Raw genomic sequence first — 23,323 nt, forward strand, 5'->3', positions numbered from 1 at the left:
GATGCCCGGCGCGCAGTCGCGAGGCGCACGTGAGGCGCCGTGTGTTTCGTGGAAGCGCGCTCGCGCGCCATTCCCGCGCGTCTGACGCCGGACCGGTCGCGGGCATCGCGCGCAAGCGCGCTCCCGCAGACACACGTCTCTGGACGTTCAGCCGTCCAGCGGCGGCCTGCGCTCCGGTCCTGGCCGCTTGGCCAGCTTGCGCTGCAGCGAGCGGCGGTGCATGCCGAGCAGGCGCGCGGTTGCGGAGATGTTGCCGCCGGTTTCGGCCAGCGCCTGCTGGATGTGTTCCCACTCCAGCCGGTGCAGCGGAATCATCGTCGGGCTTTCGAGCGTGTCGTCCTCGTCGCGGTCGGGCAGCGGCGCACCCGGTGCGGTGTCGGTATCGAGCAGGATGCGCTGCAACGTGTCGGCCGACACCGGCTTGGGCAGGTAGTCGTCGGCGCCGCGCTTGATCGCCTCGACCGCCGTCGCGATGCTCGCGTAGCCGGTCACCAGCAGGATGCGCATGTCGGCGCGGATCGCGCGCAGCGGTTCGATCAGCGACAGGCCGGAGGCATCGCCGAGCTTGAGATCGACCAGCGCGAAATCCGGCGCGGTGCGCCTGGCGATCTCGAGCGCGGTCGCCGGATCGGCGGCGATCTCGCAGTCGATCCCGCGGCGGGTCAACGCGCGCCGCAGCGCGTCCAGGTACAGGGTGTCGTCGTCGACCAGCAGGCCTTTCATCGCATCGTCTCCGTCGGATGGCCGTCCGTGGTGAGCGGTACGCGGAAGCGCACCTGGGCACCGCCGCCCTCGGCCTCGTCCATCTGCAGTTCGCCGCCGAGCTGTTCGATCGCGGCGTGGGACAGCGCCAGGCCCACGCCGAGGCCGTCGGGCTTGCCGCTGCGGAACAGGACCGGCAGGAAGGGCGCCTGCGCGTCGAAGCCGGTGCCGTAGTCGCGGATCGTGCCGTCGAGCACGCCGTCGTCGAGCTGCAGCCGCAGGTCCACGCGCTGGCTGCCGTTGCCGTCGCTGGCATCGGCGGCGTTGTTGAGCAGGGCCAGCAGCAGATGGCCGATGGTGCGGTCCACGCGCAGGCCGACGCCGACGTTGCCGCTGCGTTCGAGCACGATCGCCGGGCGCACCAATTGCCAGTGTTCCAGCACGCGGGCGATCTCCACGCGCGTGCTCGCGCTGGGATCGGCGGGATCGGCCAGCGAGCGGACGCGGTCGCGGCAGGTGTCCACGAGCCGGCGCAGGCTGGCGACGTCCTCGGCGCCATCGGCACCGAGGCGTGAGGTGTCGAGGTCGTCGAGCAGCAGGGTCATCGTGCCCAGCGGCGTGTTGAGCTCGTGCGCGACCGAGGCGGCATGCGTGGCCAGCGCGAGAATGCCCTCGTTGCGCACGAAGCGTTCGCGCAGGCTCGCGAGCTCGCGCTCGCGGCGGTCGCGCGCGGCCGCCAGGCGGATCAGGAACCACGACACCAGCGCGACCGACAGGAAGAAGTTCACCGCCATGCCGGCCAGATGCAGGTCGAAACGGTCGTGCAGGTGCGGCAGCGGCTGGCCGAAGCTCACCGCCAGCAGATAGCCCAGCGCGCTGGCAACCGCGGTCGCGACCGCCCAGCCGCGCGGCAGGGCCATCGCGGTGAGCGCGATCGGCAGCAGGAACAGCGAGGCGAACGGATTGGCGATGCCGCCGGTCCACGCGACCAGCCACGCCAGCACGGCGGTGTCGACGAGGACGTGCACGAAGGCCTCGGCCGGCGTCGCATCGCGCGCATGCAGCAGGCGCACGTAGACGCACAGATTGAAGCCGGCCAGCAGGAGCACCGACGACCACAGCGGCAGCGTGGGCAGCGGCATGTCCAGCCCGAGCACCGCCCAGGCGATGGTCGCCGACTGTCCGCCCACCGCGAACCAGCGCAGGCTGTAGAGGGTGCGGAGCAGGGCGGTGGCGGACAGATGCTGCATGGCCCGTTCATCCTAGACCACGCGGTCGCGCGCGCACGTCGGTCCGGCCCGCCTGCGGCGTTCGGTCGCAGCCGCGCGGCCGGTTCGGAACGCGTCACCGAATTCGCCGGGCCGAGCCGCTAAAATGCGTCCATGTCCGCCCAGCCCATCCCGATGCCGACCGCCTGCCTGTCCGAACCCGTCGCCCTGCCGGAATTCGGCGCCGCCGCGCGCCGCGGCACGCGCCAGGTCCATGTCGGCGGCGTTGCCGTCGGCGGCGCCGCGCCGGTCGTCGTGCAGTCGATGACCAATACCGACACCGCCGATGTCGCCTCGACGGCCAGGCAGATCGGCGAGCTGTGGCGCGCCGGTTCCGAACTGGTGCGCATCACGGTCAACAATCCCGAATCCGCCGCCGCGGTGCCGCGCATCGTCGAGCGTCTGGCGATGCAGGGCATCGAAGTGCCGATCATCGGCGACTTCCACTACAACGGGCACCAGCTGCTGGCCGGCGAGCCGGCCTGCGCCGAGGCGCTGGCGAAGTACCGGATCAATCCGGGCAACGTCGGTTTCGGCAAGAAGAAGGATCTGCAGTTCGGCCAGCTGATCGAATTCGCGATGCGCTACGGCAAGCCGGTGCGCATCGGGGCGAACTGGGGGTCGCTGGACCAGTCGCTGGCCGCCGCGCTGATGGACGAGAACGCGCAGCGCGCCGTGCCCTGGGACGCGGGTCGCGTGCTGCGCGAGGCGCTGATCCGCTCCGCGCTCGATTCGGCCGAGCGTGCCGTCGAGTTCGGCCTCGGCCGCGATCGCATCGTGCTCAGTGCCAAGGTCAGCGGCGTGCAGGAACTCGTCGCCGTGTATCGGGACCTCGCCGCGCGCAGCGATTTTGCGCTGCACCTGGGCCTCACCGAAGCCGGCATCGGCTCCAAGGGCATGGTCGCGTCCAGCGCCGCGCTGGCGATCCTGATGCAGGAAGGCATCGGCGACACCATCCGCATCTCGCTCACGCCCGAGCCCGGCGCGTCGCGGACCAAGGAAGTCGTGGTCGCGCAGGAACTGCTGCAGACCATGGGCCTGCGTGCGTTCACGCCGATGGTCACGGCCTGCCCGGGCTGCGGCCGCACGACGTCGGAGTTCTTCCAGGAACTGGCCGGCGTGGTGCAGGACCACGTGCGCGAGAAGATGCCCGAATGGAAGATCACCCATCCGGGCGCCGAGACCATGACGCTCGCGGTCATGGGCTGCGTGGTCAACGGGCCCGGCGAATCGCGCCACGCCAACATCGGCATTTCGCTGCCCGGCACGGGCGAGGCGCCGTCGGCGCCGGTCTTCATCGACGGCGAGAAGGCGGTGACGCTGCGCGGGGAGAACATCGCCCACGAGTTCGTGGCGCTGGTCGACGATTACGTGCATCGCACCTACGGCCGCCGCGTCGATGCCGGCTGACGGCGACGCCGTCGCCGAGGGATCGCGCGAGACCGGCGGTCTGCTGCGGCGTCACGGCCTGAAATTCCTGTTGCTGTTCGTCGGCGTGCTGTTGCCGATGTGGGGCTTCATGGAACTCGCCGACGAGGTCCATGAGGCCGAGGTGATTCCGTTCGACGAGCCGATCCTGCTGTTCGCGCAGGACATCGCCCGCGACGGCTATACGCGCGTGTTCCTGTTCTTCTCCGAAATCGGCTACGCCAAGGGCGTGGTGCCGGTCGACATCGGCCTGGTGCTGGTGCTGCTGGCGTTCAAGCGCTGGCGCGACGGCCTCTTCGTCGCGGTCGCCACGGGTGGGTCGGCGCTGTTGAATCTCGCCACCAAGCGCCTGTTCGCGCGCGACCGGCCCAGCCTGTGGGAATCGATCGCGCCGGAGGCCACCTACAGCTTTCCCAGCGGTCATGCGATGGGCTCGATGACGCTGGCGGCAGTGCTGGTCCTGCTGGCCTGGCCGACGCGCGCGCGCTGGTGGGTGATCGCCGCGATGGCGGTGTTCGTGCAGATGGTCGGCCTGTCGCGGGTGTATCTGGGCGTGCATTACCCGTCGGACATTCTGGCCGGCTGGGCGGCGGCTTCAGTGTGGGTGGTCGGGGTGTATCTGGTGATGTATCACCGGCCGCGGTTTGGGCGTAGCGATCGCCGATAGGACCTGCCGGTTGCGGTAGTCCGCTCCTTCCCCCGCGTGCGGGGGAAGGCTGGGATGGGGGCAATCCATGCGCGTGGATTGCAATGCATCGAGCGCAATCTCATCGTCGGACGCGCTCGAAACCCGCGAAACCACGATCGGGCCGTTCGCCCCCACCCAACCCTCCCCCGCACGCGGGGGAGGGCTTTGCTCTGCGAGTGCCGTCAGATGGGCAGGCGAATGTCGGACAGCTTCCACTGCAGCCCCTGCCGCGTCAGCACGAATTCGATCGGCCGGTCGCGGTCGTCGCGTACGGTGGCGGTGAAGCGCGAGGGCGAGTGGTAGCGGTAATGGGCGTCTTCGAGCGGATCGGCACGCGCGGGATCGGGGCCGGTCTGCATCGGCGAGGCGCCTCCCGAAAGACTCCACAGCCGCTGCCCGCGCATCAGCGCGCTCAGGCCGACCGGGCTGACCATCGCATCGACCCCGACGCCGGCCGCACTGCCGGCCAAGCGCAGGCCGATCGCACCGAGCAGACTCGACTGCATATCGGCCCCGGCTTCGCGCACGATCGCGTCCTCCAGCTGCAGGCGCAGGCTCTGGCGCAGGGCAGGGAAGTCGATCTGCCGTGACAGGGCACGCGAATCTTCAGTGCGCACCGCGTCGCGGATCGCATTGATGGTCAGGAACGGGCCGGCGGCGACGTAGCCGAGCAGCAGCACGCAGACCGCGAGGGACAACCAGCCGAGTCGCTTCATCGGGATCGCAGCGGGGGAGGCGTCCCGATTGTCGGGCGTCTCACGTCAGTGGCCGCTGAACGATGCGGCGCGTACCGCAGGCCGGTCAGAACTCCAGATCCAGCGCCGCGCACAGATAGTCGACGAACGGTCCCAGCGCGACGAGGTCGGCGGCGATGGTCTGGCGCAGCTTCGGGCCGGTCATCGTGTCGTCGTCGAGCGTGCGCCAGAACACCCAGTTGCGGTGCTTGAGGTCGTCGATGAACTCGAACTGGGGATCGAAGCCGCGTGGTGGGCGCACCAGCATTTCGCTGGTCTCGAACTCGAAGCGCTTGCGCAGCTTCGCGCCGTGCGCGGCGGCCTTCCAGCTGCCGGGGTTGTCGACGATGAACTGCCGCACCTTGCGCTGCGTGTCCGATTCGGGATGCCACAGGCCGGCGCCGACGAAGCTGCCGCCCGGTTGCAGGTGCACGTAGAACGACGGCGCCGCCGTTTCGCGCCGGCGCGCGTGGAACAGGCGCGCGCCCTGCCAGGTCTTGTAGGGCGACTTGTCGTTCGAGAAACGCGCATCGCGATGGATGCGGAACAGCGAGCCGCCGACGGTGCGGGTATCGGCGCGGAAATGCGGGCTGACGGCGGCGACATCCGGCTGCAGATCGCCGATCAGCCGCAGGAAGGGCTGGCGGACGTGCGCCTCGTAGTCCTCCCGGTGCGCCTCGAACCAGGGCTTCACGTTGTGCCGCGCGAGTGCGCTCAGGAACTTGAAGCTCTTGTCGGTGAAGTACGTGGTCATGCAGGGGAGATCGGCAACGTGTGGGCAGGGTGCAGACGCGCATGCAGGTCACGCCCCCAATCGCCGAGGGCATCGAGCAGCGGCAGGCGGCGTGCGTCGGACGGATCTTCCGCGCGCAGCGCCTCGATCTGCGTGAAGTAGGACGCGAAATCCTCTTCCGAGCAGGTCGTGCCCGGCGACAGGCGCGTGCGCCGGTAATCGTCCCAGCGCAGCTGCTCCTCGACGGCGAGCGTCCCGGGCCAGTTGCGCGCGCGGTAGCGCAGCAGCAGCGCGTCGAGCCGCGGGTCCTCGAAGCCGAAATCGCGTGCGCCCAGGAGGTCCGGCGGCGTCGCCCGGACCTGGGCCATGCGCCGCTTGTCGCCATCGCTGGCAAACCCGTCGTACAGCGCGCCATCGGGATCGGACGGTGCGAACTTGCGCTCGACGGCGAAGACCTGGCGGATCTTCTCGGCCAAGGCGGGCCCGGCGCTGCGCAGGCGGGCGGCGCGCCGCTCGATGTCGTCCGGATCGATGGCCAGGCGCTCGAAATCGGCCGGTCGCAGATGGCTCCAGGCCACCAGCGCCGGACAGCGGTTGCTGTGGACCTCCTTGAGCGGAATCCGTGCGACGCCTTCGGGCAGGTCCTCGCGGCGGACGAACACGCGCGAGGCGATCGTGCCGGCGTCGAGGTCGAGCAGCCAGTCCGGATCGCCGTCGAGATCGAACACGATCACCCGGCTGTCGATGCGCGGATTGCGTGCGATCGGCAATACCGGCGCCGCGCACAGGCGCGCAGCCGGGTAACGCTGCGAGACGTGGAGCACCGGCGTCATCGCGATGGTGTCGAGCATGGTGGCGGCATGGCGCTTGTCGCGCAGCTTCGCCGCGTACTCCCACAGGCGCGGCTGTGCAGCCTTGAACAGGCGTGCCAGGCCGATCAGCGCGCGCACGTCCGACAGCGCTTCGTGGGCATCGCCCGTGCGCACGTCGTTGGCCGCGGCCAGATGCTCGAGCTTGAACGAGGTCGCGCCGTCCTCGCGCGTCGGCCAGACCAGTCCCTCGGGACGCAGCGCGTGCCACAGCCGCATGACGTCGAGCAGATCCCAGCGCGAATTGCCGCTGCGCCACTCGCGCTCGTAGGGATCGTGGAAATTGCGGTACAGCCCGAAGCGCACGAACTCGTCGTCGAAGCGCAGCGAGTTGTAGCCCAGCGTGCAGGTCTTCGGCCGCCCCATTTCCTCGGCGATGCGCGCGAACGCGTCCGCCTCGGTCATCCCGGCCGCCAGCGCGTGCTGCGGGGTGATGCCGGTGATCAGGGTCGCGACGGGCGAAGGCAGCAGGTCGTCGGCTGGCCGCACGAAGAAGTCGATCGGCTCGTCGATCTGCTCGAGATCGGCGTTGGTGCGGATCGCGGCGAACTGGGCGATGCGCGTGCGGCGCGGATCGGCGCCGAAGGTCTCAAGGTCGTAGAAAAGAAAACTGTCGTTCATAAGCGGTGCCGTCGGCGCGTCGTTGCGGCAAGCCGTTGCGACGGCGTCATTCCGGTCGGGCGCGGCAAACTGGTCGAGGCGCGATCGTGGAACAGGAAGCTCTCGCTCACCCCGGCACATCCTCCAGCGGGGTCAGCAGCGCATGCACCTCGGCATCGATCGCAGGCCAGTCGAGCGTGTCGAGCGTGGCATGGCCTGCGGTCGCGCGTTCGAGGATGCCGCGCTGGATGTCGGTACGCGTCATCGCCAGCGAATAGGGGATGCGCATGAAGGTGACCATCGCGTAGTGCGGCACGAAGCGACCGGGGTGACGCGCCTGCAGGGCGAGTTCGAGTGCGCGCTGCAGCAGGTAGTCGGCATCGTCGACGCGGTCGCGCATCTCCAGGTAGTTGTCCAGCGCCATGCGCTGGATTGCCGCGGCATCGGGCTTGCGCTCGGCCTCGAACGCGGCGAACGCCGTGGTGAGATCGTCGTGCGCATCGAGCTGGCGTGCCAGCGCCACGCAGTCCTCGAAGGCGCAGTTCATGCCCTGGCCGTGGAAGGGCACCATCGCGTGCGCGGCATCGCCCAGCAGCACCGCGCGTCCGTCGAGGTGCCAGCGGTCGAGATACAGCGTGGCCAGCTGGCCGACCGGATTGGCCGCCCAGTCGCGATCGAATTCCGGAATCAGCGCGAGCGCGGACGGGAAATCGCGCGCGAAGAACGCGCGTGCCGCGTCGACATCGACCAGCTGGTCGAAGGCCGGGCCACCGTCCGCGCCGGCGTGATGCGGCAGGAACAGGGTGACGGTGAAGGTTTTCTCGTCGTTGGGCAGCGCGATGCACATGTAGTGCCCGCGCGGCCAGATGTGCAGGGCATTGGGCTCGATCCGGAAACCGCCATCGGCGGTGGGCGGAATCTCGAGTTCCTTGTACCCGTGGTCGAGGAAATCGCTGCGTTCGCCGAGGTCGCGCACGCGGTGCATCGCGCCGCGCAACGCCGAGCCCGCGCCGTCGGCGCCCACCAGTGCGTCGAACCGCACCTCGTGCGTGCTGCCGTCGCGCGGATCGCGGAACACGGCGCGCTTCGAGTCGAAGTTGACCGCGTCCAGGCCGGCGTCGAAATGCAGCCGCGCACCGGCGGCCTCCGCCAGGTCCAGCAGCACGATGTTGAGATCACCGCGGTGGACCGACCAGATGACCTCGCTGTCGTCGCGGCCGTAGCGCTGCAGTACCGGTTCGGCATCGCCGACGTGCACCATGCGGCCGCGCATCATGATTGCATGGTGCATCACCGCGTCGTCGGCGTCAGCCGCGCGCAGGGCATGCCGGCCGCGCTCGGCCAGGGCGAGATTGATCGAACGGCCGCCGCCATAGCCTTGCACGCGCGGATCGCCGCGCTTTTCGTACAGATCCACGTCCCAGCCGCGACGCCGCAGCAGGATGCCGAGCAGGGCGCCGGCCAGGCCCGCGCCGATGATCGTCAGATGGCGGGCAGGTGCGGTCACGCGTCGCGCCAGCGGGCGACGGTGCGCACGAAACGCAGCACGTCGGCGTGGGTGTTGTAGAGCGGCGCGGGCGAGATGCGGATCACGTCGGGTTCGCGCCAGTCGCCGAGCACGCCGTTGTCGGACAGGTATTCGAACAGGGCGCGGCCCTGCGCGCGGCCCCCGCGCACGCGCAGGGACAACTGCGCGCCGCGACGTGCGACGTCGCGGGGCGTCGCGATGTCGAGCACGTCGTCCAACTGGCTGCGGATCAGCGTTTCCAGATAGCCGGTCAGGGCTTCCGACTTCGTGCGCAGCGCGGGCATGCCGGCCTCGGTGAACAGGTCCAGCGATGCACGCAGCGGCGCCAGGCCCAGGATCGGCGGATTGCTGAGCTGCCAGCCTTCGGCGCCGGGCGTGGGCTGGAAGTCAGGACCCATGCGGAAGCGCGTCGCCGCGTCGTGGCCCCACCAGCCGGCGAAACGCGGGCGATCGGTCGTCGCGTGGCGCGCATGCAAGAAGGCACCGGCCACCGCGCCCGGGCCGCTGTTGAGGTACTTGTAGTGACACCACACGGCGAAGTCGGCGTTGCTGTCGTGCAGCCGCAGCGGCAGGTTGCCGGCCGCGTGCGCCAGATCGAAACCGACGATCGCGCCGGCCGCGTGGCCAAGCCGCGTGATCTCCGCCAGATCGAAGGCTTCGCCGGTGCGGTACTGCACGCCCGGCCACAGCACCAGCGCGACGCGGTGGCCGTGTGTTTCGATCGCCGCGGCGATCGCGTCCATGCCGAACAGCCCGTCGGCACCGGGCTGCACTTCGATCAGATCGGTCGACGGGTCGAAGCCGTGGAAGCGCACCTGCGATTCGAGTGCATAACGGTCGGACGGAAACGCACCGGCTTCCGTCAGGATCGCCGGACGTTCGGCGGTCGGACGATAGAAGCCGACCATCAGGAAGTGCAGGTTGGCGGTCAGCGAATTCATCGCGACGACTTCTTCAGGCTGCGCGCCGACGATCTCCGCCAGCTGCGCACCGACCAGGCCGTGATAGGTCATCCACTGCGAGTTGCCGCGGAAATGGCCTTCGACGGCCTCCATCGCCCACTTGTCGAGCACGTCCTCGACCTGCGCGCGCGCGCCGCGCGGCTGCAGGCCCAGCGAGTTGCCGACGAAGTAGGCCTGCTCGACGTCGCCGAAGCGCGGCATGTGGAACTGCGCGCGGAAACGCTGCAGTGGATCGGCGGCGTCGGCGTGCGCGGCGTAGGCGTCGGAGTACAGCGTGTGCGTGTCGGTCATTTCGAAGTGTCGTCGGGTCCGCGCGGGCGCGGACGTGGGAAGGTCAGGCGAACCGCGTCGGCGACAGGCCGAGCCATTCGAGGGCGGTGCCGTGGTAGAGACGCGCGCGGTCGGCATCGTCGAGCGCGATTTCTTCGATGCCGGCGCCGGGCACCTGTTCGCCGAGCGGGAAGGGATAGTCGGTGCCGAGCATCACCCGGTCGGCGCCGCAGGTATCGAGCAGGTACTGCAATGCCCGCGGATCGGCCACCCAGGAATCGAAATACAGCTGCTTGAGATAGCCGCGCGGATTGTGCGGGTTGTCGGTCGCGACGAGATCGGGCCGCATGTTGAAGCCGTGCTCGATGCGGCCGATCGTGTACGGAAAGCTGCCGCCGCCGTGCGCCATGCAGATCTTCAGTTTCGGCAGGCGCTGCAGCACGCCGCCGAATATCAGGCAGCAGGCCGCGCGCGACTGCTCGGCCGGCATGCCCACCAGCCACGGCAGCCAGTACTTGGGCATCGATTCGCTGCCCATCATGTCCCAGGGATGCACGAGGATCGCCGCGCCCAGATCGGCCGCCGCCTCGAAGAACGGGAACAGCTCGGGCGCGTCGAGATTCCAGTCGCCGATGTGGCTGCCGATCTGGACGCCCTGCAGGCCGAGCTGGTCGACGCAGCGCTCGAGCTCCTGGATCGCCAGGCGCGGCGACTGCAGCGGCACCGTGCCGATGCCGGCGTAGTGGCGTGGATGCGCGGCGACGGTCGCGGCCATGTGGTCGTTGAGCGCGTGGTGCAGTTCCAGCGCATGGGCCGGCTTCGCCCAGTAGCTGAACATCACAGGCACCGTGCTGATGACCTGCACCTGCACGCCGAAACGCGCGTAGTCGTCGATGCGCTCGCGCGCGTCCCAGGTCTTGGACCAGATCTCGCGGAAGAAACGGCCGTCCTTGTAGATGCGGTGGCGGCCGTCGTCGGTGTGGTGGATCACCGGGAACCGCGCCTCGCCGTACTTCGACGCCAGATCCGGCCAATCGCGCGGCAGGTAGTGGGCGTGGATGTCGATCTTCAGCATGGCCATCATCGTAGACGACCGGCCCGCGGCGATCACGCCGCAGGCGCACAGCAGGTTCAGGGGGCCTTGGCGGCGGCGCGCTCGCGGCGCAGCGCTTCGATGGTCGGCGGATCGGGTCGGACCGTCTGGCCGGTCGACGCTGCCATCGTGACGAGGTTGGCGCGCGCTTCGGCCAGGGACGGCGTGCCCATGCGGGCGCGCTCGGCATCGTCGACCGCATCTTCGGCGACCGGGTACAGGAACATGCCGGTGTCGCTGCCGTGGAACTGGGTGCCGTACCACTGCGGCTGCAGCTGCGCGGTCATCCGGTCCCAGGACGCGGCGATGAGCCAGCGATAGTTCACCCGCTCGGGATCCAGCGCCGACGCCAACGTCGCCAGCGCGTGCGCGATGCGGTAATCCGCGAGCGTGCTGCCGTGCTGGAACACCATCGCCGCCCGGAAGTGGTCTTCCGCGCTGCGGACCGCGCCCTCGCGCATCAGCGCCAGCACACGCGCGCGTCGCTCGGCGTCCTCTCGCGCGACACGGTTCCAGTCGATGTTCGCGCGATCGGCGCGCGCCTGCTGGTCGGCGTCGTACAGCGAGGACAGCTCTGCGTTGTCGGGCTGCTGCGCGTTCGCCGCCGCAGGGACAGCCAGAACGCAGGCCAGCAACAGCATCGGAATCCAGTGGCGCATGTAAGGTCTCCAGTCCTTGGAAAATCGGAAGCTCAGGTGATGTCGGCGAGCGTGTCCGGGTCGGGATCGTAGCGCGCGGGACGCGGGTTCAGATGGCCGCAGGCGTCGCAGGTGCGGTGCTCGGTGGAACCGTAGAAGCGGTCGAATACCGGCGGGAAATCCTGCTCGATGTCGTGCAGGTGGAAGTACTGCTCGAACAGCTTGTGGTTGCAGCGCTCGCAGAACCACAGCAGGCCGTCCTGCTCGTGCGGCAAACGCTTGCGTTCGATGACCAGGCCGATCGAATCGGGCCCGCGCTGTGGCGAATGCGGCATCTTCGGCGGCAACAGGAAGGTCTCGCCGGCCTTGATCGGGATGTCGCGCGGGCGGCCGTCTTCCTGGATGCGCAGCACCATCTCGCCTTCGAGCTGGTAGAACCACTCCGGGCCTTCCTCCCAGTGGTAGTCGGTGCGCGCATTCGGCCCGCCGACAACCATGACGATGAAGTCGCCGTCGTAGATGCACTTGTTGCCGACCGGCGGCTTGAGCAGGTGCCGGTGCTCGTCGATCCACTTGCTGAAATCCAGGGGCCCGGGAATCATCGGCTCACTCCTTGGGTGCGGCGACGCATTTGAGTTCGATCGCGATCGGCGTCGGCAGCGCATCGATGCCCAGCGTCGTGCGGCAGGGCGCGGTCGCCGGATCCGGGAAGTACTCTGCCCAGACCGCGTTGTAGCCGGCGAAGTCGCCGGCCATGTCGGTGAGGTAGACGGTCACGTCGACCAGGTCCTCCCAACGGGAGCCGGCGGCTTCGAGCACGGCGCGCACGTTGGCGAAGACGGCGTGCGTCTGCGCGGCGATGTCGTGGGCGATCACACGACCGTCGGCGCCCAGCACATTGTCCGGCACCGAGTCGCTGGCCGGATCGCGCGGGCCGATGCCCGACAGGAACAGCAGGCCTCCGGCGCGACGTGCGTGCGGATAACGGCCAACCGGCCGCGGCGCAGCGTCGGCCCGGATGGCGTCAGTCATCGCGCCGGCCCTGCGCGGCGACGCGGGCGATGTCGGCCACGGCGGCCTGATAGGACGGGCCAATGTCGGCATGCGACGCGACATCCATGCCCAGCTCGCGCACGCGGCCGTCGCCGAGCGCGTAGACCCAGCCGTGTACCGCGAGCGGCTGGCCACGCGCCCAGGCATCGCGCACGACGGTGGTCTGGCAGATGTTGAGGGCCTGTTCGATCGCGTTGAGTTCGCACAGGCGCGCGTGGCGCAGCTTGACGTCGTCGACCGAGGCCAGCAGGTCCGCATGCTTGTGGTTGACGTCGGCGACGTGGCGCAGCCAGTTGTCGACCAGCCCGACGCGCGCGCCGGTCATCGCCGCATGCACGCCGCCGCAGCCGTAGTGGCCGACCAGCAGGATGTGCTCGACCTTGAGCACGTCGACGGCGAACTGGATCACCGACAACGCATTGAGGTCGCCGTGCGAGAGCACGTTGGCGACGTTGCGGTGCACGAACACCTCGCCCGGGTCGAGCCCGAGGATCTGGTTGGCCGGCACGCGCGAGTCCGAGCAGCCGATCCACAGGTACTTCGGCGTCTGCTGGTTCTCGAGGCGGTGGAAGAAGTCCGGGTCGTCGCGGATCACGCGTTCGGCCCAGTCGCGGTTGTTCTTGAGGAGGTTGTCGAGTTCGCCCATGGCGCGATTATCCCAGAGACAGGCCGACGTTCTTCGCTTCGGTGAAGAAGCGCATCGCGTCCACGCCGCCCTCGCGGCCGAGACCGGACGCGCCGGTGCCGCCGAAGGGCGTGCGCAGGTCGCGCATCAGCCAGGTGTTGATCCAGACCATGCCCACGTGCAGCGCCGCGGCGACGCGGTGTGCGCGGGCGAGGTCGCGTGTCCAGATGGCGGCCGACAACCCGTAGTCGCCGGCATTCGCCAGCGCGAGCGCCTGTGCGTCGTCGTCGAAGGGCTGCAGCGTGACCACGGGGCCGAAAATCTCCTCGCGGTTGGTCGCACAGTCCGGCCCGAGGCCGTCGATGACCGTGGGCGCGACGAACCAGCCGGGCCGGTCCAGCGCGTGACCGCCGCAGAGCACGCGGCCGCCTTCTGCGCGCGCGCGTTCGATGGCGCCGAGCACCTTGTCGAATTGCGCCTGCGAGACCAGCGGCCCCATGCGCGCATCGGGATCCATCGGGTCCCCGACGCGCAGCGCGACCGCCTCGCTGACGAAGCGCTCGCGGAAGGTCTCGTAGATGCGCCGTTCGACGAGGATCCGCGAGCCGCACAGGCAGATCTGTCCGCTGTTCTGGAAGGCCGACCGCACGAGGGTGCCGAGCTGGTCTTCCCAGTCGCTGTCGGCGAAGACCAGCGTGGCGTTCTTGCCGCCGAGTTCCAGCGAGGCCTTCTTGAGCTGCGCGCCGGTGCGCGCGCCGATGCGCCGACCCACCGCGGTGCTGCCGGTGAACGACACCGCACGCACACGCGGATCGTCGACCAGCGCATCGCCCACGTCGGCGCCGGCGCCGTGCACGACGTTGAGCACGCCCGGCGGCAGACCGATCTCGCCCGACAGCGCCGCGAGCAACGTCGCCGTCGCCGGGGTGATTTCCGAGGGCTTGGCGACCACGGTGTTGCCGGCTGCGAGCGCCGGCGCGATCTTCCAGGTGAACAGGTACAGCGGCAGATTCCACGGCGAGATCGCGGCGACCACGCCCAACGGCGCGCGCAGCGTGTAGTGCAGACCAGCCTCGCCGTGGTGCGACTCGCTGGCGAACTGCGTGGCCGCGTGCGCGAAAAAGCGCAGGTTGGCGACCGCGCGCGGAATCTCCGCATCGCGCGCAAGGGCGAAAGGCTTGCCGCCATCGCGTGACTCGGCGTGGGCGAAGTCATCGATGCGCGCTTCGAGCGCCACGGCGAGTGTTTCCAGCCAGGCGGCGCGCGCGCTGTTGGGCAACGCGGCCCAGGCCGGCGCGGCGCGCGCGGCAGCCGCGATCGCGGCGTCGATGTCGGCGGCGTCGCCCGCGGCGACTTCGGCATAGGTCCGGCCGGTCGCAGGGTCGTGCACCGGCAGCCAGTGGTCCCGGCCGGGTGCCCGCGCGGCGCCGTCGATCCAGTGCGTCAGCCGTTGCATGGACGCAGCTTACCGGAGGTGCGGGTGCGCCCGGGGCACGGCAACGAGTTGACCCCGTGGGAGCGCGCTTGCGCGCGATTCCGATGGTGCTGCAGCGGATGGCATCCCGGAATCGCGCGCAAGCGCGCTCCCATGAAACGCGGTGGCTTTCAGTGCTGGCAGCCGTGACACCAGTAGAGACGGCGTCCCGCCAGCCGGTCCTCGACGATCGTGCCGTTGCCGCGGGGGCAGGGCGCGCCTGCGCGTTCGAAGACCTCGAAGTCGAACTGCGCTTTCGTCTTCGCCAGATAGTCCTTGCCCGGCGGCAGGGCGTCGTCGTGCTTGCTGCGGTACGCGCGGCGCGGCACGTCCAGCAACGCGTTCGCCAGCCGGCGGCGCTCGCCGGCGGTCAGGTCCTGCAGGATCCGGTGCGGCGACAGACGGGCCTGGAACAGCACTTCCGAGCGCAGGTAGTTGCCCATGCCGGCTGCGAACGCCTGGTCCAGCAGCAGCACCGCCAGCGTGCGCTTGCCGAAACGCGGCGTTCCCATGTGGGCGATGAGCGCCCTGGCGTCGACGTCGGGATCGAGGACGTCGGGACCCAGCTTCGACAGATACGGTTGGCCGTCCAGCGCATCGGTGCGCCACAGCGAGATCGACGGCGCAGCGTAGAGCGCCGCGATGCCACGCACCGTGCCGAGCACGAGACGCGGCGGCGCGCCTTCCGGCAGCGCGTCCAATTCATCGACGAAGCGCCAGAAGCCGAACAGGTGACTGTGCGCGTAGACCGTCCAGCCGCCGTCGACGGCGATCAGCAGTGCCTTGCCGCGCGCCTCGACCGCCAGCACGCGCCTGCCTTCGATCACCTTGCGCTGTCGCTGCAGTTTCGGATCGACGAAGCGCACGTGCACCAGCGTCTCGTCGACCAGCAGCATCGACAGGCGATCGGCGAGTGCGTGGGTCTCGGGACCTTCGGGCATGCCGCATCGAAGCAGCGGCGATGTCGCGAAGCCGTGACTAGATCGAGGCCATCCGTCCGCCGTCGACCGGCAGGCTCACGCCGGTCACATAAGCGGCCGCCGGCGCGCACAGGAAGGCGATCACGCCGGCGGTCTCGGCCGGTTCGGCGAAGCGGCCGGCCGGCACGCTCGCGCGCATCGCGGCGAGTACGGCGTGTTCGTCCTCGCCGCTGCGCCGCATCCGGTCGGCGACGACCTGGTCGATGCGCCCGGTGCGGGTGTAGCCGGGCAGCACGTTGTTGACGGTGATGCCCGCGGGCGCGAGTTCGCGCGACAGGGTCTTGGCCCAGCTTGCGACGGCCCCGCGCACGGTGTTGGACACGCCCAGGCCCGCGATCGGCTCGCGCACCGAGGTCGAGACCACGTTGACGATGCGACCCCAATGCGCCGCGCGCATCGCCGGCAGCACGGCCTGTACCAGCACCTGTCCGCCCAGCAAGTGCCGCCGGAACGCGGCTTCGAAGGCATCGAGCGGCGCTTCGTGCGCGCTGCCTCCGGCCGGCCCACCGGTGTTGTTGACCAGGATCTGCGCCGGATGCGCGGCGACGTGCGCGGTGACCGCGGCCTGCAGTGCGGCGCTGTCGTCCATGTCGACCACCAGCACGTGGTGGCGCTGGCCCGGCGCGACCGGCAGGCCGTCGACCACGGCCTGCAGGGCCTCGCGCCGACGCGCGAGCACGGTCACGCTGGCGCCGAGCCCCGCCAGCTCCAGCGCGGTCGCGCGGCCGATGCCTTCGGAGGCGCCGCCGACGAGGGCGTGGCGGCCGGTGAGATCGAGATCCATCGGAAATTCCTGTGCGGGATGCGCGAGGTCAGGCGCGGGCGCCGAGCGACTGCACCATGCGATCGCGCAGCTGCGCGTCGGTTTCGGCCTCGGGCGGTGCGATCTGGTCGAGCGCGAAGCCGCGCGCCAGCGCGTCCTCGGCATCGAGGCCTTCCAACTCGACGAACTCCGCATCGAGCAGCATGCCGCGCGCGGTGTCCTCGCTGTCGTAGGGGAGGGTGTTGCCGTCGCTGTCGAACACCTCGGCGGTGCCGGCATCGAGCACGCGCAGGCGCGCCCAGATCACGGTGCGGCCAAGGGACGCGAGCCACCACTGGTCACGGGTCATACGGAGAACTCCAGAATTCAGGGGGCGATCGACCACAGCCACAGCACGGCCGAAGCCGCGAGTGCGCCGAGGATCACCATCAACGAGATGCGGGCCGGCGTCGCCAGCCCGGTGAACTGGCGGTCCGGCACTTCGCGGTAGTCGCCGGTGAGCAGCCAGCGCAGAGCGGCCGGCTGCGCGAAGGCGTTCTCGCCGAACCGGTTGCGCACCTGCGGATGGCGATCGCGCAGGTGCACCAGCGACAGCGGCCAGAAGATCACGAACGCGGTGAACCCGCCGATCGCGACACCGAAGAAACACAGGGCGAGAAAGAGGGTCAATGGAACGTCGTGATTGGGGATTGGTGATTGGTGATTCGAAAAAGCAAGTCACACCTCCTGCGCCACTGTCCTCGCTGACATCGGGATCCGCTCTTCCGAATCACGAATCCCGAATTACGGCTCTTCAGTACTCCGCCTGGCCCGGCGCGCGCGGGTAGGGGATCGCGTCGCGGATGTTCGACAGGCCGCAGATGTAGACGATCAGGCGCTCGAAGCCGAGACCGAAACCGGCATGCGGCACCGTGCCGTAACGGCGGAAGTCGCGGTACCAGCCGTAGTGCTCGCGATCGAGACCAAACTGGTCCATGCGCGCGTCGAGCACGTCGAGACGTTCCTCGCGCTGCGCGCCGCCGATGATCTCGCCGATGCCCGGGGCCAGGACGTCCATCGCCGCGACGGTCTTCCCGTCGTCGTTGAGGCGCATGTAGAACGCCTTGATGTGCTCGGGATAGTTGGTCACCACCACCGGGCGGCCGACGTGCACTTCGGTCAGCCAGCGCTCGTGCTCGGTCTGCAGGTCCAGGCCCCATTCGACCGGGAACTCGAACTTGTGGCCGGATTTCTGCAGCAGCGACACCGCGTCGGTGTACTCGATGCGCTCGAACGGCGCATTGACGAAGGCTTCCAGACGCGTGATCGCATCCTTCTGCACGCGTTCGGCGATGAAGGCCATGTCGTCGGCGCGCTCGGTGAGTACCGCGCGGAACAGGTACTTGAGGAACTCTTCGGAGATGCGCGCGTTCTCGGCCAGATCGGCGAATGCGATCTCCGGCTCGATCATCCAGAACTCGGCCAGATGCCGGGTGGTGTGGCTGTTCTCGGCGCGGAAGGTCGGGCCGAAGGTGTAGACCTTGCTCATGGCGAGGCAGTAGGCCTCGACATTGAGCTGGCCCGACACCGTCAGGAACGCTTCCTTGCCGAAGAAGTCGCGCGAGAAGTCGATCCTGCCTTCGCGCATCGGCAGGTTCGCCAGATCCAGCGTCGAGATGCGGAACATCTGGCCCGCGCCCTCGGCATCGGACGTGGTGACGATCGGCGTGTTGATCCAGTAGTAGCCGTTCTCGTGGAAATAGCGGTGCGCCGCCTGCGCCAGACAATGGCGGATGCGCGTGACCGCGCCGAACAGATTGGTGCGCGGGCGCAGATGCGCGACCTCGCGCAGGAACTCCAGCGAATGCGCCTTGGGCTGGATCGGATAGGTTTCCGGATCCTCGACCCAGCCGACCACTTCCAGCGACTCGGCCTGGATCTCGAAGCTCTGGCCCTGGCCCTGCGACTTCACCAGCGTGCCGGTGGCGATGACCGAGCAACCCGCGGTCAGGCGCTTCACTTCGGATTCGTAATTGCCCAGCGTGTCCGGTGCCACGACCTGGATCGCCGCGAAGCACGAGCCGTCGCTGACGTTGACGAAGCTCAGTCCGGCCTTGGAGTCACGGCGGGTGCGGACCCAGCCACGCACGGTGACTTCGCCACCTTCTGGAATGTGCCCGGCAAGGGCCTGTTGGACGCTGATCGTGGTCATGCCTTGAATCCTGGAAATCCGGTCCGATAACACGCGGCAGCACAGTCTACCGGAGCAGACGCGTCCACCAGCGGGCGTTCTGGTCCACGGGAGTACAATCACCTCATGGCCATCGCACTTGCCCCCGCAGCCCTCGAACGCGCCCGCCGCTTCCTCGCGGCCAGTCCCGGCGCGCTGGGACTGCGCTTCGGCGTCACCAAGACCGGTTGCTCGGGCTGGGGCTACGTCGTCGACATCGCCCACGAGGAGAAGCCGGGCGATGCGGTCAGCGAGCAGGACGGCGTGCGCATCTACGTCGATACGGCCAGCCAGCCGATTGTCGACGGCACCGAGATCGACTTTGCGCAGAAAGGGTTGAACCAGGAATTCGTGTTCCGCAACCCGAACGCGGCCGCGGCCTGCGGCTGCGGTGAGAGCTTCACGACTGATCCGACCAAGTAAACCGTCTGCTGTGAGCGGACGCTTGCGCCCCTCTCACTCCGGGAGAGATGAGCGCGGCGGAGGCCGATGGTGGGGTAAGAGGCACGCGCGCGAAGCCGCTTGAATGACACTTGTTGCTCAAGCCCGGCCCTCACCCGACGCGCTCTGCTCGTTGACCTCTTCGGTACGGACCCGATCAGTGTCCTGTCTCAGCTTGCGGCCAACTGAAGTCCTCCCCCGCACTGCGGGGGAGCGTTGGGTGGGGGCGAACCGTCCGGGCGCAGCAATGCCCGCCGCGTGCGGACGTGGTTGAGCGATTGCGCCGGGTTCATTGCATCCCGCACGTCCGGTTTGCCCCCATCCCAGCCTTCCCCCGCACGCGGGGGAAGGGGCAGATTGCGACGCTCACGGCTTAGCTGAGACACGACGCTCTTCAGGCCGTAGGGACTGGCGCTTCCACAGGCGCTCAGCGCTTGCGCCGGAACTCGCTCCGCACGACGAATCCCGCCGCGAGCAACGCGAGCAGCGCCATGCCGAACCAGGTCAGCGCATAGCTGAGATGGTTGTTGCGAAAGCTGACCATCGTCATGCCGGCGACCGGCCAATTGCCGATATCGATTCGGTCCTGCGCATCGACGAAGAAGGGTGCGACCGGTCCGGGCATTTCGCGCGCCGCGGTGAACTCGTCCGGCGCGCGGGTGTACCAGCGGTCCTCGCCAGGCACGTTGTCGCGCAGGAACAGGCCGGCGCGCTCGGGCAGGCGCAGCAGCCCGGTAACCGAGACGCGCTCGTCGTCGGTGTGACGCGCGCGGCTGTCGCGCGCGCGGTGTGCGTTGTCGACGTAGCCGCGGTTGATCCAGACCGTGCCGTCGGCGGTCACCAGCGGAGTGAAGATCCAGTAGCCCGGGCCGCGCTCGGTGGTCGCGTAGACCGCGACCTCCTGCGAATGCAGGAACCGCCCGGTGGCGGTGACACGTCGGTACTCGTCGTCGACGGTGTGGATGCGGGCCCAGTACGACGACGCCGGCATCGGGGCCGGCGTGGCGTGCACGCGTGCGTCGACGCGTGCGATCAGGTCGCGTTTCCAGCCCAGACGTTCTACCTGCCACACGCCGAGGGCGATGAAGCCCGCGGCGGCGGTGAGCAGGAAGGCCAGCAGCGCCCAGCGGACGAGCGGGCGTGTGGCGCGGGTGGACTCGCTCACGAAGGCATGCGTGTCAGGGTGCGACGCGCATCTGCTCGGGCGACATCGGCATCATGTTGGTGTCGAGGTGGTGCATGACCCACAGCGAGCCGACCAGCGCGATGACGATGATGATGCCGGTGAACAGCAGCGACATCAGGATCCAGCCGCCTTCCGATTTCCGGTTCATGTGCAGGAAGTAGACCATGTGCACGACGATCTGGATGGCGCCGAAGATCATGATCAGCGCGACGGTCCAGACGCGGCTTTCCAGCACTTCGCCCATGACCAGCCAGAACGGGATGACGGTGAGGATCACCGACAGCACGAAGCCGATCACGTAGTCGCGCATGCTGCCGTGGCCATGCGCGTCGTGCGCCGACTCGTGGGCGCCGTGGTGGTTGGTTTCGGTGCTCATCCCACGACTCCCATCAGATACACATACGAGAACACGCCGATCCAGATCACGTCGAGGAAGTGCCAGAACATCGACAGGCACATCAGGCGACGGTTGTTGGCGGCGTTGAGGCCATGCTTCTTGAGCTGGAAGACCAGCGTCACCAGCCAGATCAGGCCGAACGTCACGTGCAGGCCGTGCGTGCCGACCAGGGTGAAGAACGACGACAGGAACGCGCTGCGCTGCGGCGTGGCGCCGAGGTGGGCGAGGTGGTGGAACTCGTACAGCTCGATGCCCAGGAACGCCAGGCCGAACAGGCCGGTCACCAGCAGCCACCCGATCGTGCGACGCAGGTTGTTCTTGTACGAGTTCAACATCGCGAACCCGTAGGTGATCGACGAGAACAGCAGCATGAACGTCGCCACCAGGATCAGCTTCAGGTCGAACAGGTCGGCCGGCGAGGGGCCGGCCGCGTAGTTGCGGCCGAGCACGGCGTAGACGGCGAACAGGATCGCGAAGATCAGGCAGTCGCTCATCAGGTACATCCAGAAACCGAGGTTGGTGCCGGTTTCCGGGTGATGCTCGTGCCCGTCGTCGTGGGCGTGCGGGTCTTCGAACACGTGGTAGACGCGCTCGGTCCCGACGGTGGGGGAGTGGGTGGTATGTGCCATGGTTCAGAGCGCCTGCTGTGCGAGTTCGCGCGTCCGCGCGTCCTCGGTCGTTTTCACTTCGTCGGCCGGGATGTAGTAGTCGCGGTCGTAGTTGAAGGTGTGCCAGATCGACGCGACGATCAGCGTCACGAACGACAGGCCCGCCAGCCACCAGATGTGCCAGATCAGACCGAAGGCCAGCGCCGTGCTGATCGCCGACAGCACGACGCCCGCGCCGGTGTTCTTGGGCATGTGGATCGAGGTGAAGCCGGTGGTCGGACGCGTGTAGCCGTGCTTCTTCATGTCCGTCCAGGCATCGATCTCGTAGACGACCGGGGTGAACGCGAAGTTGTAGTTCGGCGGCGGCGAGGAGGTCGCCCATTCCAGCGTGCGGCCGTTCCACGGATCACCGGTGGTGTCGAGCAGCTTCTTGCGGTTCTTCACCGCGACCGCGATCGACAGCAGGAACGCGCCGATGCCGGCCGCGACCAGTGCAGCGCCGATGGCCGCGATGATGAAGAACACCGACAGCGAGGTGTCCTCGAACTGGCTCAGGCGACGGGTCACGCCCATCAGACCCATGATGTAGAGCGGGGTGAACGCCAGCCAGAAGCCGACCAGCCAGCACCAGAACGAGACCTTGCCCCAGAACTCGTCGAGCTTGAAGCCGAACGCCTTCGGGAACCAGTACACGATGCCGGCGAACAGACCGAACAGCACGCCGCCGATGATCACGTTGTGGAAGTGCGCGACCAGGAACAGCGAGTTGTGCAGCACGAAGTCGGCCGGCGGCACCGCCAGCAGCACGCCGGTCATGCCCCCGATGACGAAGGTGAACATGAAACCGATCGTCCACAGCATCGGCACGTCGAAGCGGATGCGGCCCTTGTACATGGTGAAGAGCCAATTGAAGATCTTCGCGCCCGTCGGGATCGAGATGATCATCGTCGTGATGCCGAAGAACGCGTTGACGCTCGCGCCCGAGCCCATCGTGAAGAAGTGGTGCAGCCACACCAGGTACGACAGGATCGTGATCACCGCGGTGGCGTAGACCATCGAGGTGTAACCGAACAGGCGCTTGCCGCAGTACGTCGCCACGACCTCGGAGAAGATGCCGAAGGCGGGCAGGATCAGGATGTAGACCTCCGGGTGACCCCAGATCCAGATCAGGTTCACGTACATCATCGGGTTGCCGCCGAGATCGTTCGTGAAGAAGTTCGTGCCGACGTAGCGGTCCATCGTCAGCAGCGCGAGCGTCGCCGTCAGGATCGGGAACGAGGCCACGATCAGAATGTTGGTGCAGAGCGAGGTCCAGGTGAAGATCGGCATGCGCATCAGCTTCATGCCCGGCGCGCGCATCTTGACGATGGTCACGATCAGGTTGATGCCCGATAGCGTCGTGCCGACACCGGCCACCTGTAGCGCCCACAGGTAATAGTCCATGCCTGTGCCTGGACTGTAGTCGGCGCCCGACAGCGGCGGATACGCCAGCCAGCCGGTACGTGCGAACTCGCCGACGAACAGCGACGCCATGATCAGCGCGGCACCGCCGGCGGTCATCCAGAAGCTGAAGTTGTTGAGGAACGGGAACGCCACGTCGCGCGCGCCGATTTGCAGCGGCACGACGTAGTTCATCAGGCCCGTCACCAGCGGCATGGCCACGAAGAAGATCATGATCACGCCGTGGGCGGTGAAGATCTGATCGTAGTGGTGCGGCGGCAGGAAGCCCTCGCCACCGCTGGAGGCCATGGCCTGGTGCGCGCGCATCAGCACCGCGTCGGCGAAGCCGCGCAGCAGCATCACGATCGCCAGCACGCAGTACATGATGCCGATCTTCTTGTGGTCGATGCTGGTGAACCACTCCTTCCACAGATAGCCCCAGAGGCGGTACCTGGTCAGCAGGAAGAGCGTGGCAATACCGCCCAGCACGACGCCGACGAAGGTGACGCCGACGACCGGGTCATGGAGGAAGGGCAGTGCATCGAGCGACAAGCGCCCGATCCACGGGGATGTGATCTGGTCCTGGGGTGCGGACATGGAGTTCCTGCCTGGTACTTGGATTGCGTGATGCGAT

Annotated in this window: 25 protein-coding genes; 3 read left to right on the forward strand and 22 right to left on the reverse strand. The window is 68.4% G+C overall.

What is annotated here, in order from left to right:
- Positions 1–147 precede the first annotated feature (147 nt).
- Positions 148–723 (reverse strand): response regulator transcription factor, encoded by a 576-nt coding sequence (locus E2F49_RS02385; RefSeq protein WP_133392452.1) that lies wholly within the window; start codon positions 721–723, stop codon positions 148–150.
- The gene (locus E2F49_RS02390) at positions 720–1,952 is read right to left on the reverse strand and encodes an ATP-binding protein (protein ID WP_133392453.1); all 1,233 of its coding nucleotides are present in this window, start codon (positions 1,950–1,952) and stop codon (positions 720–722) included. Before E2F49_RS02390 ends, E2F49_RS02385 begins: the two co-directional genes overlap by 4 nt.
- 153 nt (positions 1,953–2,105) lie before the next feature.
- On the opposite strand from E2F49_RS02390, the gene ispG reads away from it, so the two are divergent.
- Both ispG and E2F49_RS02400 read left to right on the forward strand, forming a co-directional pair.
- On the forward strand, positions 2,106–3,380 hold the full coding sequence (gene ispG / locus E2F49_RS02395) for a flavodoxin-dependent (E)-4-hydroxy-3-methylbut-2-enyl-diphosphate synthase (protein WP_133393420.1): 1,275 nt from the start codon (positions 2,106–2,108) through the stop codon (positions 3,378–3,380).
- A complete protein-coding gene (locus E2F49_RS02400) occupies positions 3,370–4,065 on the forward strand; it encodes a phosphatase PAP2 family protein (protein WP_133392454.1) in 696 nt (231 codons plus the stop codon). Before ispG ends, E2F49_RS02400 begins: the two co-directional genes overlap by 11 nt.
- Before the next feature lie 203 nt (positions 4,066–4,268).
- Here E2F49_RS02400 and E2F49_RS02405 read toward each other — a convergent pair whose 3' ends face one another.
- The 16 genes from E2F49_RS02405 to asnS all read right to left on the reverse strand — a co-directional run bounded on the left by E2F49_RS02405 (position 4,269) and on the right by asnS (position 18,599).
- Positions 4,269–4,802, reverse strand: a complete 534-nt coding sequence (locus E2F49_RS02405; RefSeq protein WP_133392455.1) for a DUF2939 domain-containing protein — start codon at positions 4,800–4,802, stop codon at positions 4,269–4,271.
- An 85-nt stretch (positions 4,803–4,887) separates the two neighbouring features.
- Complete coding sequence (locus tag E2F49_RS02410) at positions 4,888–5,574, reverse strand: DUF2461 domain-containing protein (protein WP_133392456.1); 687 nt, start codon at positions 5,572–5,574, stop codon at positions 4,888–4,890.
- Positions 5,571–7,043, reverse strand: coding sequence for an exodeoxyribonuclease I (gene sbcB / locus E2F49_RS02415; protein WP_133392457.1), 1,473 nt, complete (start codon positions 7,041–7,043; stop codon positions 5,571–5,573). The genes E2F49_RS02410 and sbcB overlap by 4 nt, the downstream gene beginning before the upstream one ends.
- 106 nt (positions 7,044–7,149) lie before the next feature.
- Entirely contained in the window at positions 7,150–8,529 is a 1,380-nt protein-coding gene (locus E2F49_RS02420; protein ID WP_133392458.1) for an FAD-dependent oxidoreductase, read from the reverse strand.
- Positions 8,526–9,803 carry a kynureninase gene (gene kynU / locus E2F49_RS02425; protein ID WP_133392459.1) on the reverse strand — a complete coding sequence of 426 codons (1,278 nt, stop codon included), beginning with the start codon at positions 9,801–9,803 and terminating at the stop codon, positions 8,526–8,528. Before kynU ends, E2F49_RS02420 begins: the two co-directional genes overlap by 4 nt.
- Positions 9,804–9,846: 43 nt before the next feature.
- Entirely contained in the window at positions 9,847–10,857 is a 1,011-nt protein-coding gene (locus E2F49_RS02430; RefSeq protein ID WP_133392460.1) for an amidohydrolase family protein, read from the reverse strand.
- Positions 10,858–10,913: 56 nt separating this feature from the next.
- Positions 10,914–11,534, reverse strand: a complete 621-nt coding sequence (locus E2F49_RS02435) for a hypothetical protein (protein ID WP_133392461.1) — start codon at positions 11,532–11,534, stop codon at positions 10,914–10,916.
- A gap of 32 nt (positions 11,535–11,566) precedes the next feature.
- On the reverse strand, positions 11,567–12,115 hold the full coding sequence (locus E2F49_RS02440) for a 3-hydroxyanthranilate 3,4-dioxygenase (RefSeq protein ID WP_133392462.1): 549 nt from the start codon (positions 12,113–12,115) through the stop codon (positions 11,567–11,569).
- Between the two features lie 4 nt (positions 12,116–12,119).
- A complete protein-coding gene (locus tag E2F49_RS02445) occupies positions 12,120–12,545 on the reverse strand; it encodes a RidA family protein (protein WP_133392463.1) in 426 nt (141 codons plus the stop codon).
- Complete coding sequence (can, locus tag E2F49_RS02450; protein ID WP_133392464.1) at positions 12,538–13,212, reverse strand: carbonate dehydratase; 675 nt, start codon at positions 13,210–13,212, stop codon at positions 12,538–12,540. The genes E2F49_RS02445 and can overlap by 8 nt, the downstream gene beginning before the upstream one ends.
- Positions 13,213–13,219: 7 nt before the next feature.
- Positions 13,220–14,647 carry an aldehyde dehydrogenase gene (locus tag E2F49_RS02455; protein ID WP_133392465.1) on the reverse strand — a complete coding sequence of 476 codons (1,428 nt, stop codon included), beginning with the start codon at positions 14,645–14,647 and terminating at the stop codon, positions 13,220–13,222.
- Positions 14,648–14,796: 149 nt separating this feature from the next.
- The gene (locus E2F49_RS02460; RefSeq protein ID WP_133392466.1) at positions 14,797–15,606 is read right to left on the reverse strand and encodes a DNA-formamidopyrimidine glycosylase family protein; all 810 of its coding nucleotides are present in this window, start codon (positions 15,604–15,606) and stop codon (positions 14,797–14,799) included.
- 37 nt (positions 15,607–15,643) lie between these two features.
- On the reverse strand, positions 15,644–16,429 hold the full coding sequence (locus tag E2F49_RS02465; protein ID WP_133392467.1) for an SDR family NAD(P)-dependent oxidoreductase: 786 nt from the start codon (positions 16,427–16,429) through the stop codon (positions 15,644–15,646).
- Positions 16,430–16,457: 28 nt separating this feature from the next.
- Positions 16,458–16,757, reverse strand: coding sequence for a hypothetical protein (locus tag E2F49_RS02470; protein ID WP_133392468.1), 300 nt, complete (start codon positions 16,755–16,757; stop codon positions 16,458–16,460).
- Between the two features lie 17 nt (positions 16,758–16,774).
- On the reverse strand, positions 16,775–17,077 hold the full coding sequence (locus E2F49_RS02475; RefSeq protein WP_055247637.1) for a hypothetical protein: 303 nt from the start codon (positions 17,075–17,077) through the stop codon (positions 16,775–16,777).
- A 124-nt stretch (positions 17,078–17,201) separates the two neighbouring features.
- Positions 17,202–18,599, reverse strand: coding sequence for an asparagine--tRNA ligase (asnS, locus tag E2F49_RS02480; RefSeq protein ID WP_133392469.1), 1,398 nt, complete (start codon positions 18,597–18,599; stop codon positions 17,202–17,204).
- 105 nt (positions 18,600–18,704) lie between these two features.
- Between asnS and E2F49_RS02485 the strand changes: the two genes are divergently transcribed.
- A complete protein-coding gene (locus E2F49_RS02485; RefSeq protein ID WP_055247642.1) occupies positions 18,705–19,040 on the forward strand; it encodes a HesB/IscA family protein in 336 nt (111 codons plus the stop codon).
- Between the two features lie 445 nt (positions 19,041–19,485).
- On the opposite strand, the gene E2F49_RS02490 is transcribed toward E2F49_RS02485, so the two are convergent.
- The 4 genes from E2F49_RS02490 to cyoB are packed head-to-tail and all read right to left on the reverse strand — an operon-like array spanning position 19,486 to position 23,286.
- On the reverse strand, positions 19,486–20,223 hold the full coding sequence (locus E2F49_RS02490; protein WP_133392470.1) for an SURF1 family protein: 738 nt from the start codon (positions 20,221–20,223) through the stop codon (positions 19,486–19,488).
- Between the two features lie 13 nt (positions 20,224–20,236).
- Positions 20,237–20,620: a cytochrome o ubiquinol oxidase subunit IV gene (cyoD, locus tag E2F49_RS02495; protein ID WP_055247646.1), complete on the reverse strand. Its 384-nt coding sequence runs from the start codon at positions 20,618–20,620 to the stop codon at positions 20,237–20,239.
- Positions 20,617–21,270: a cytochrome o ubiquinol oxidase subunit III gene (gene cyoC / locus E2F49_RS02500; RefSeq protein ID WP_055247648.1), complete on the reverse strand. Its 654-nt coding sequence runs from the start codon at positions 21,268–21,270 to the stop codon at positions 20,617–20,619. The genes cyoD and cyoC overlap by 4 nt, the downstream gene beginning before the upstream one ends.
- Positions 21,271–21,273: 3 nt before the next feature.
- The gene (cyoB, locus tag E2F49_RS02505; protein WP_055247650.1) at positions 21,274–23,286 is read right to left on the reverse strand and encodes a cytochrome o ubiquinol oxidase subunit I; all 2,013 of its coding nucleotides are present in this window, start codon (positions 23,284–23,286) and stop codon (positions 21,274–21,276) included.
- Positions 23,287–23,323 lie beyond the last annotated feature (37 nt).

Origin of the sequence: Luteimonas terrae, from assembly GCF_004358165.1 — a bacterium.
Classification (GTDB): Bacteria; Pseudomonadota; Gammaproteobacteria; order Xanthomonadales; family Xanthomonadaceae; genus Luteimonas; species Luteimonas terrae.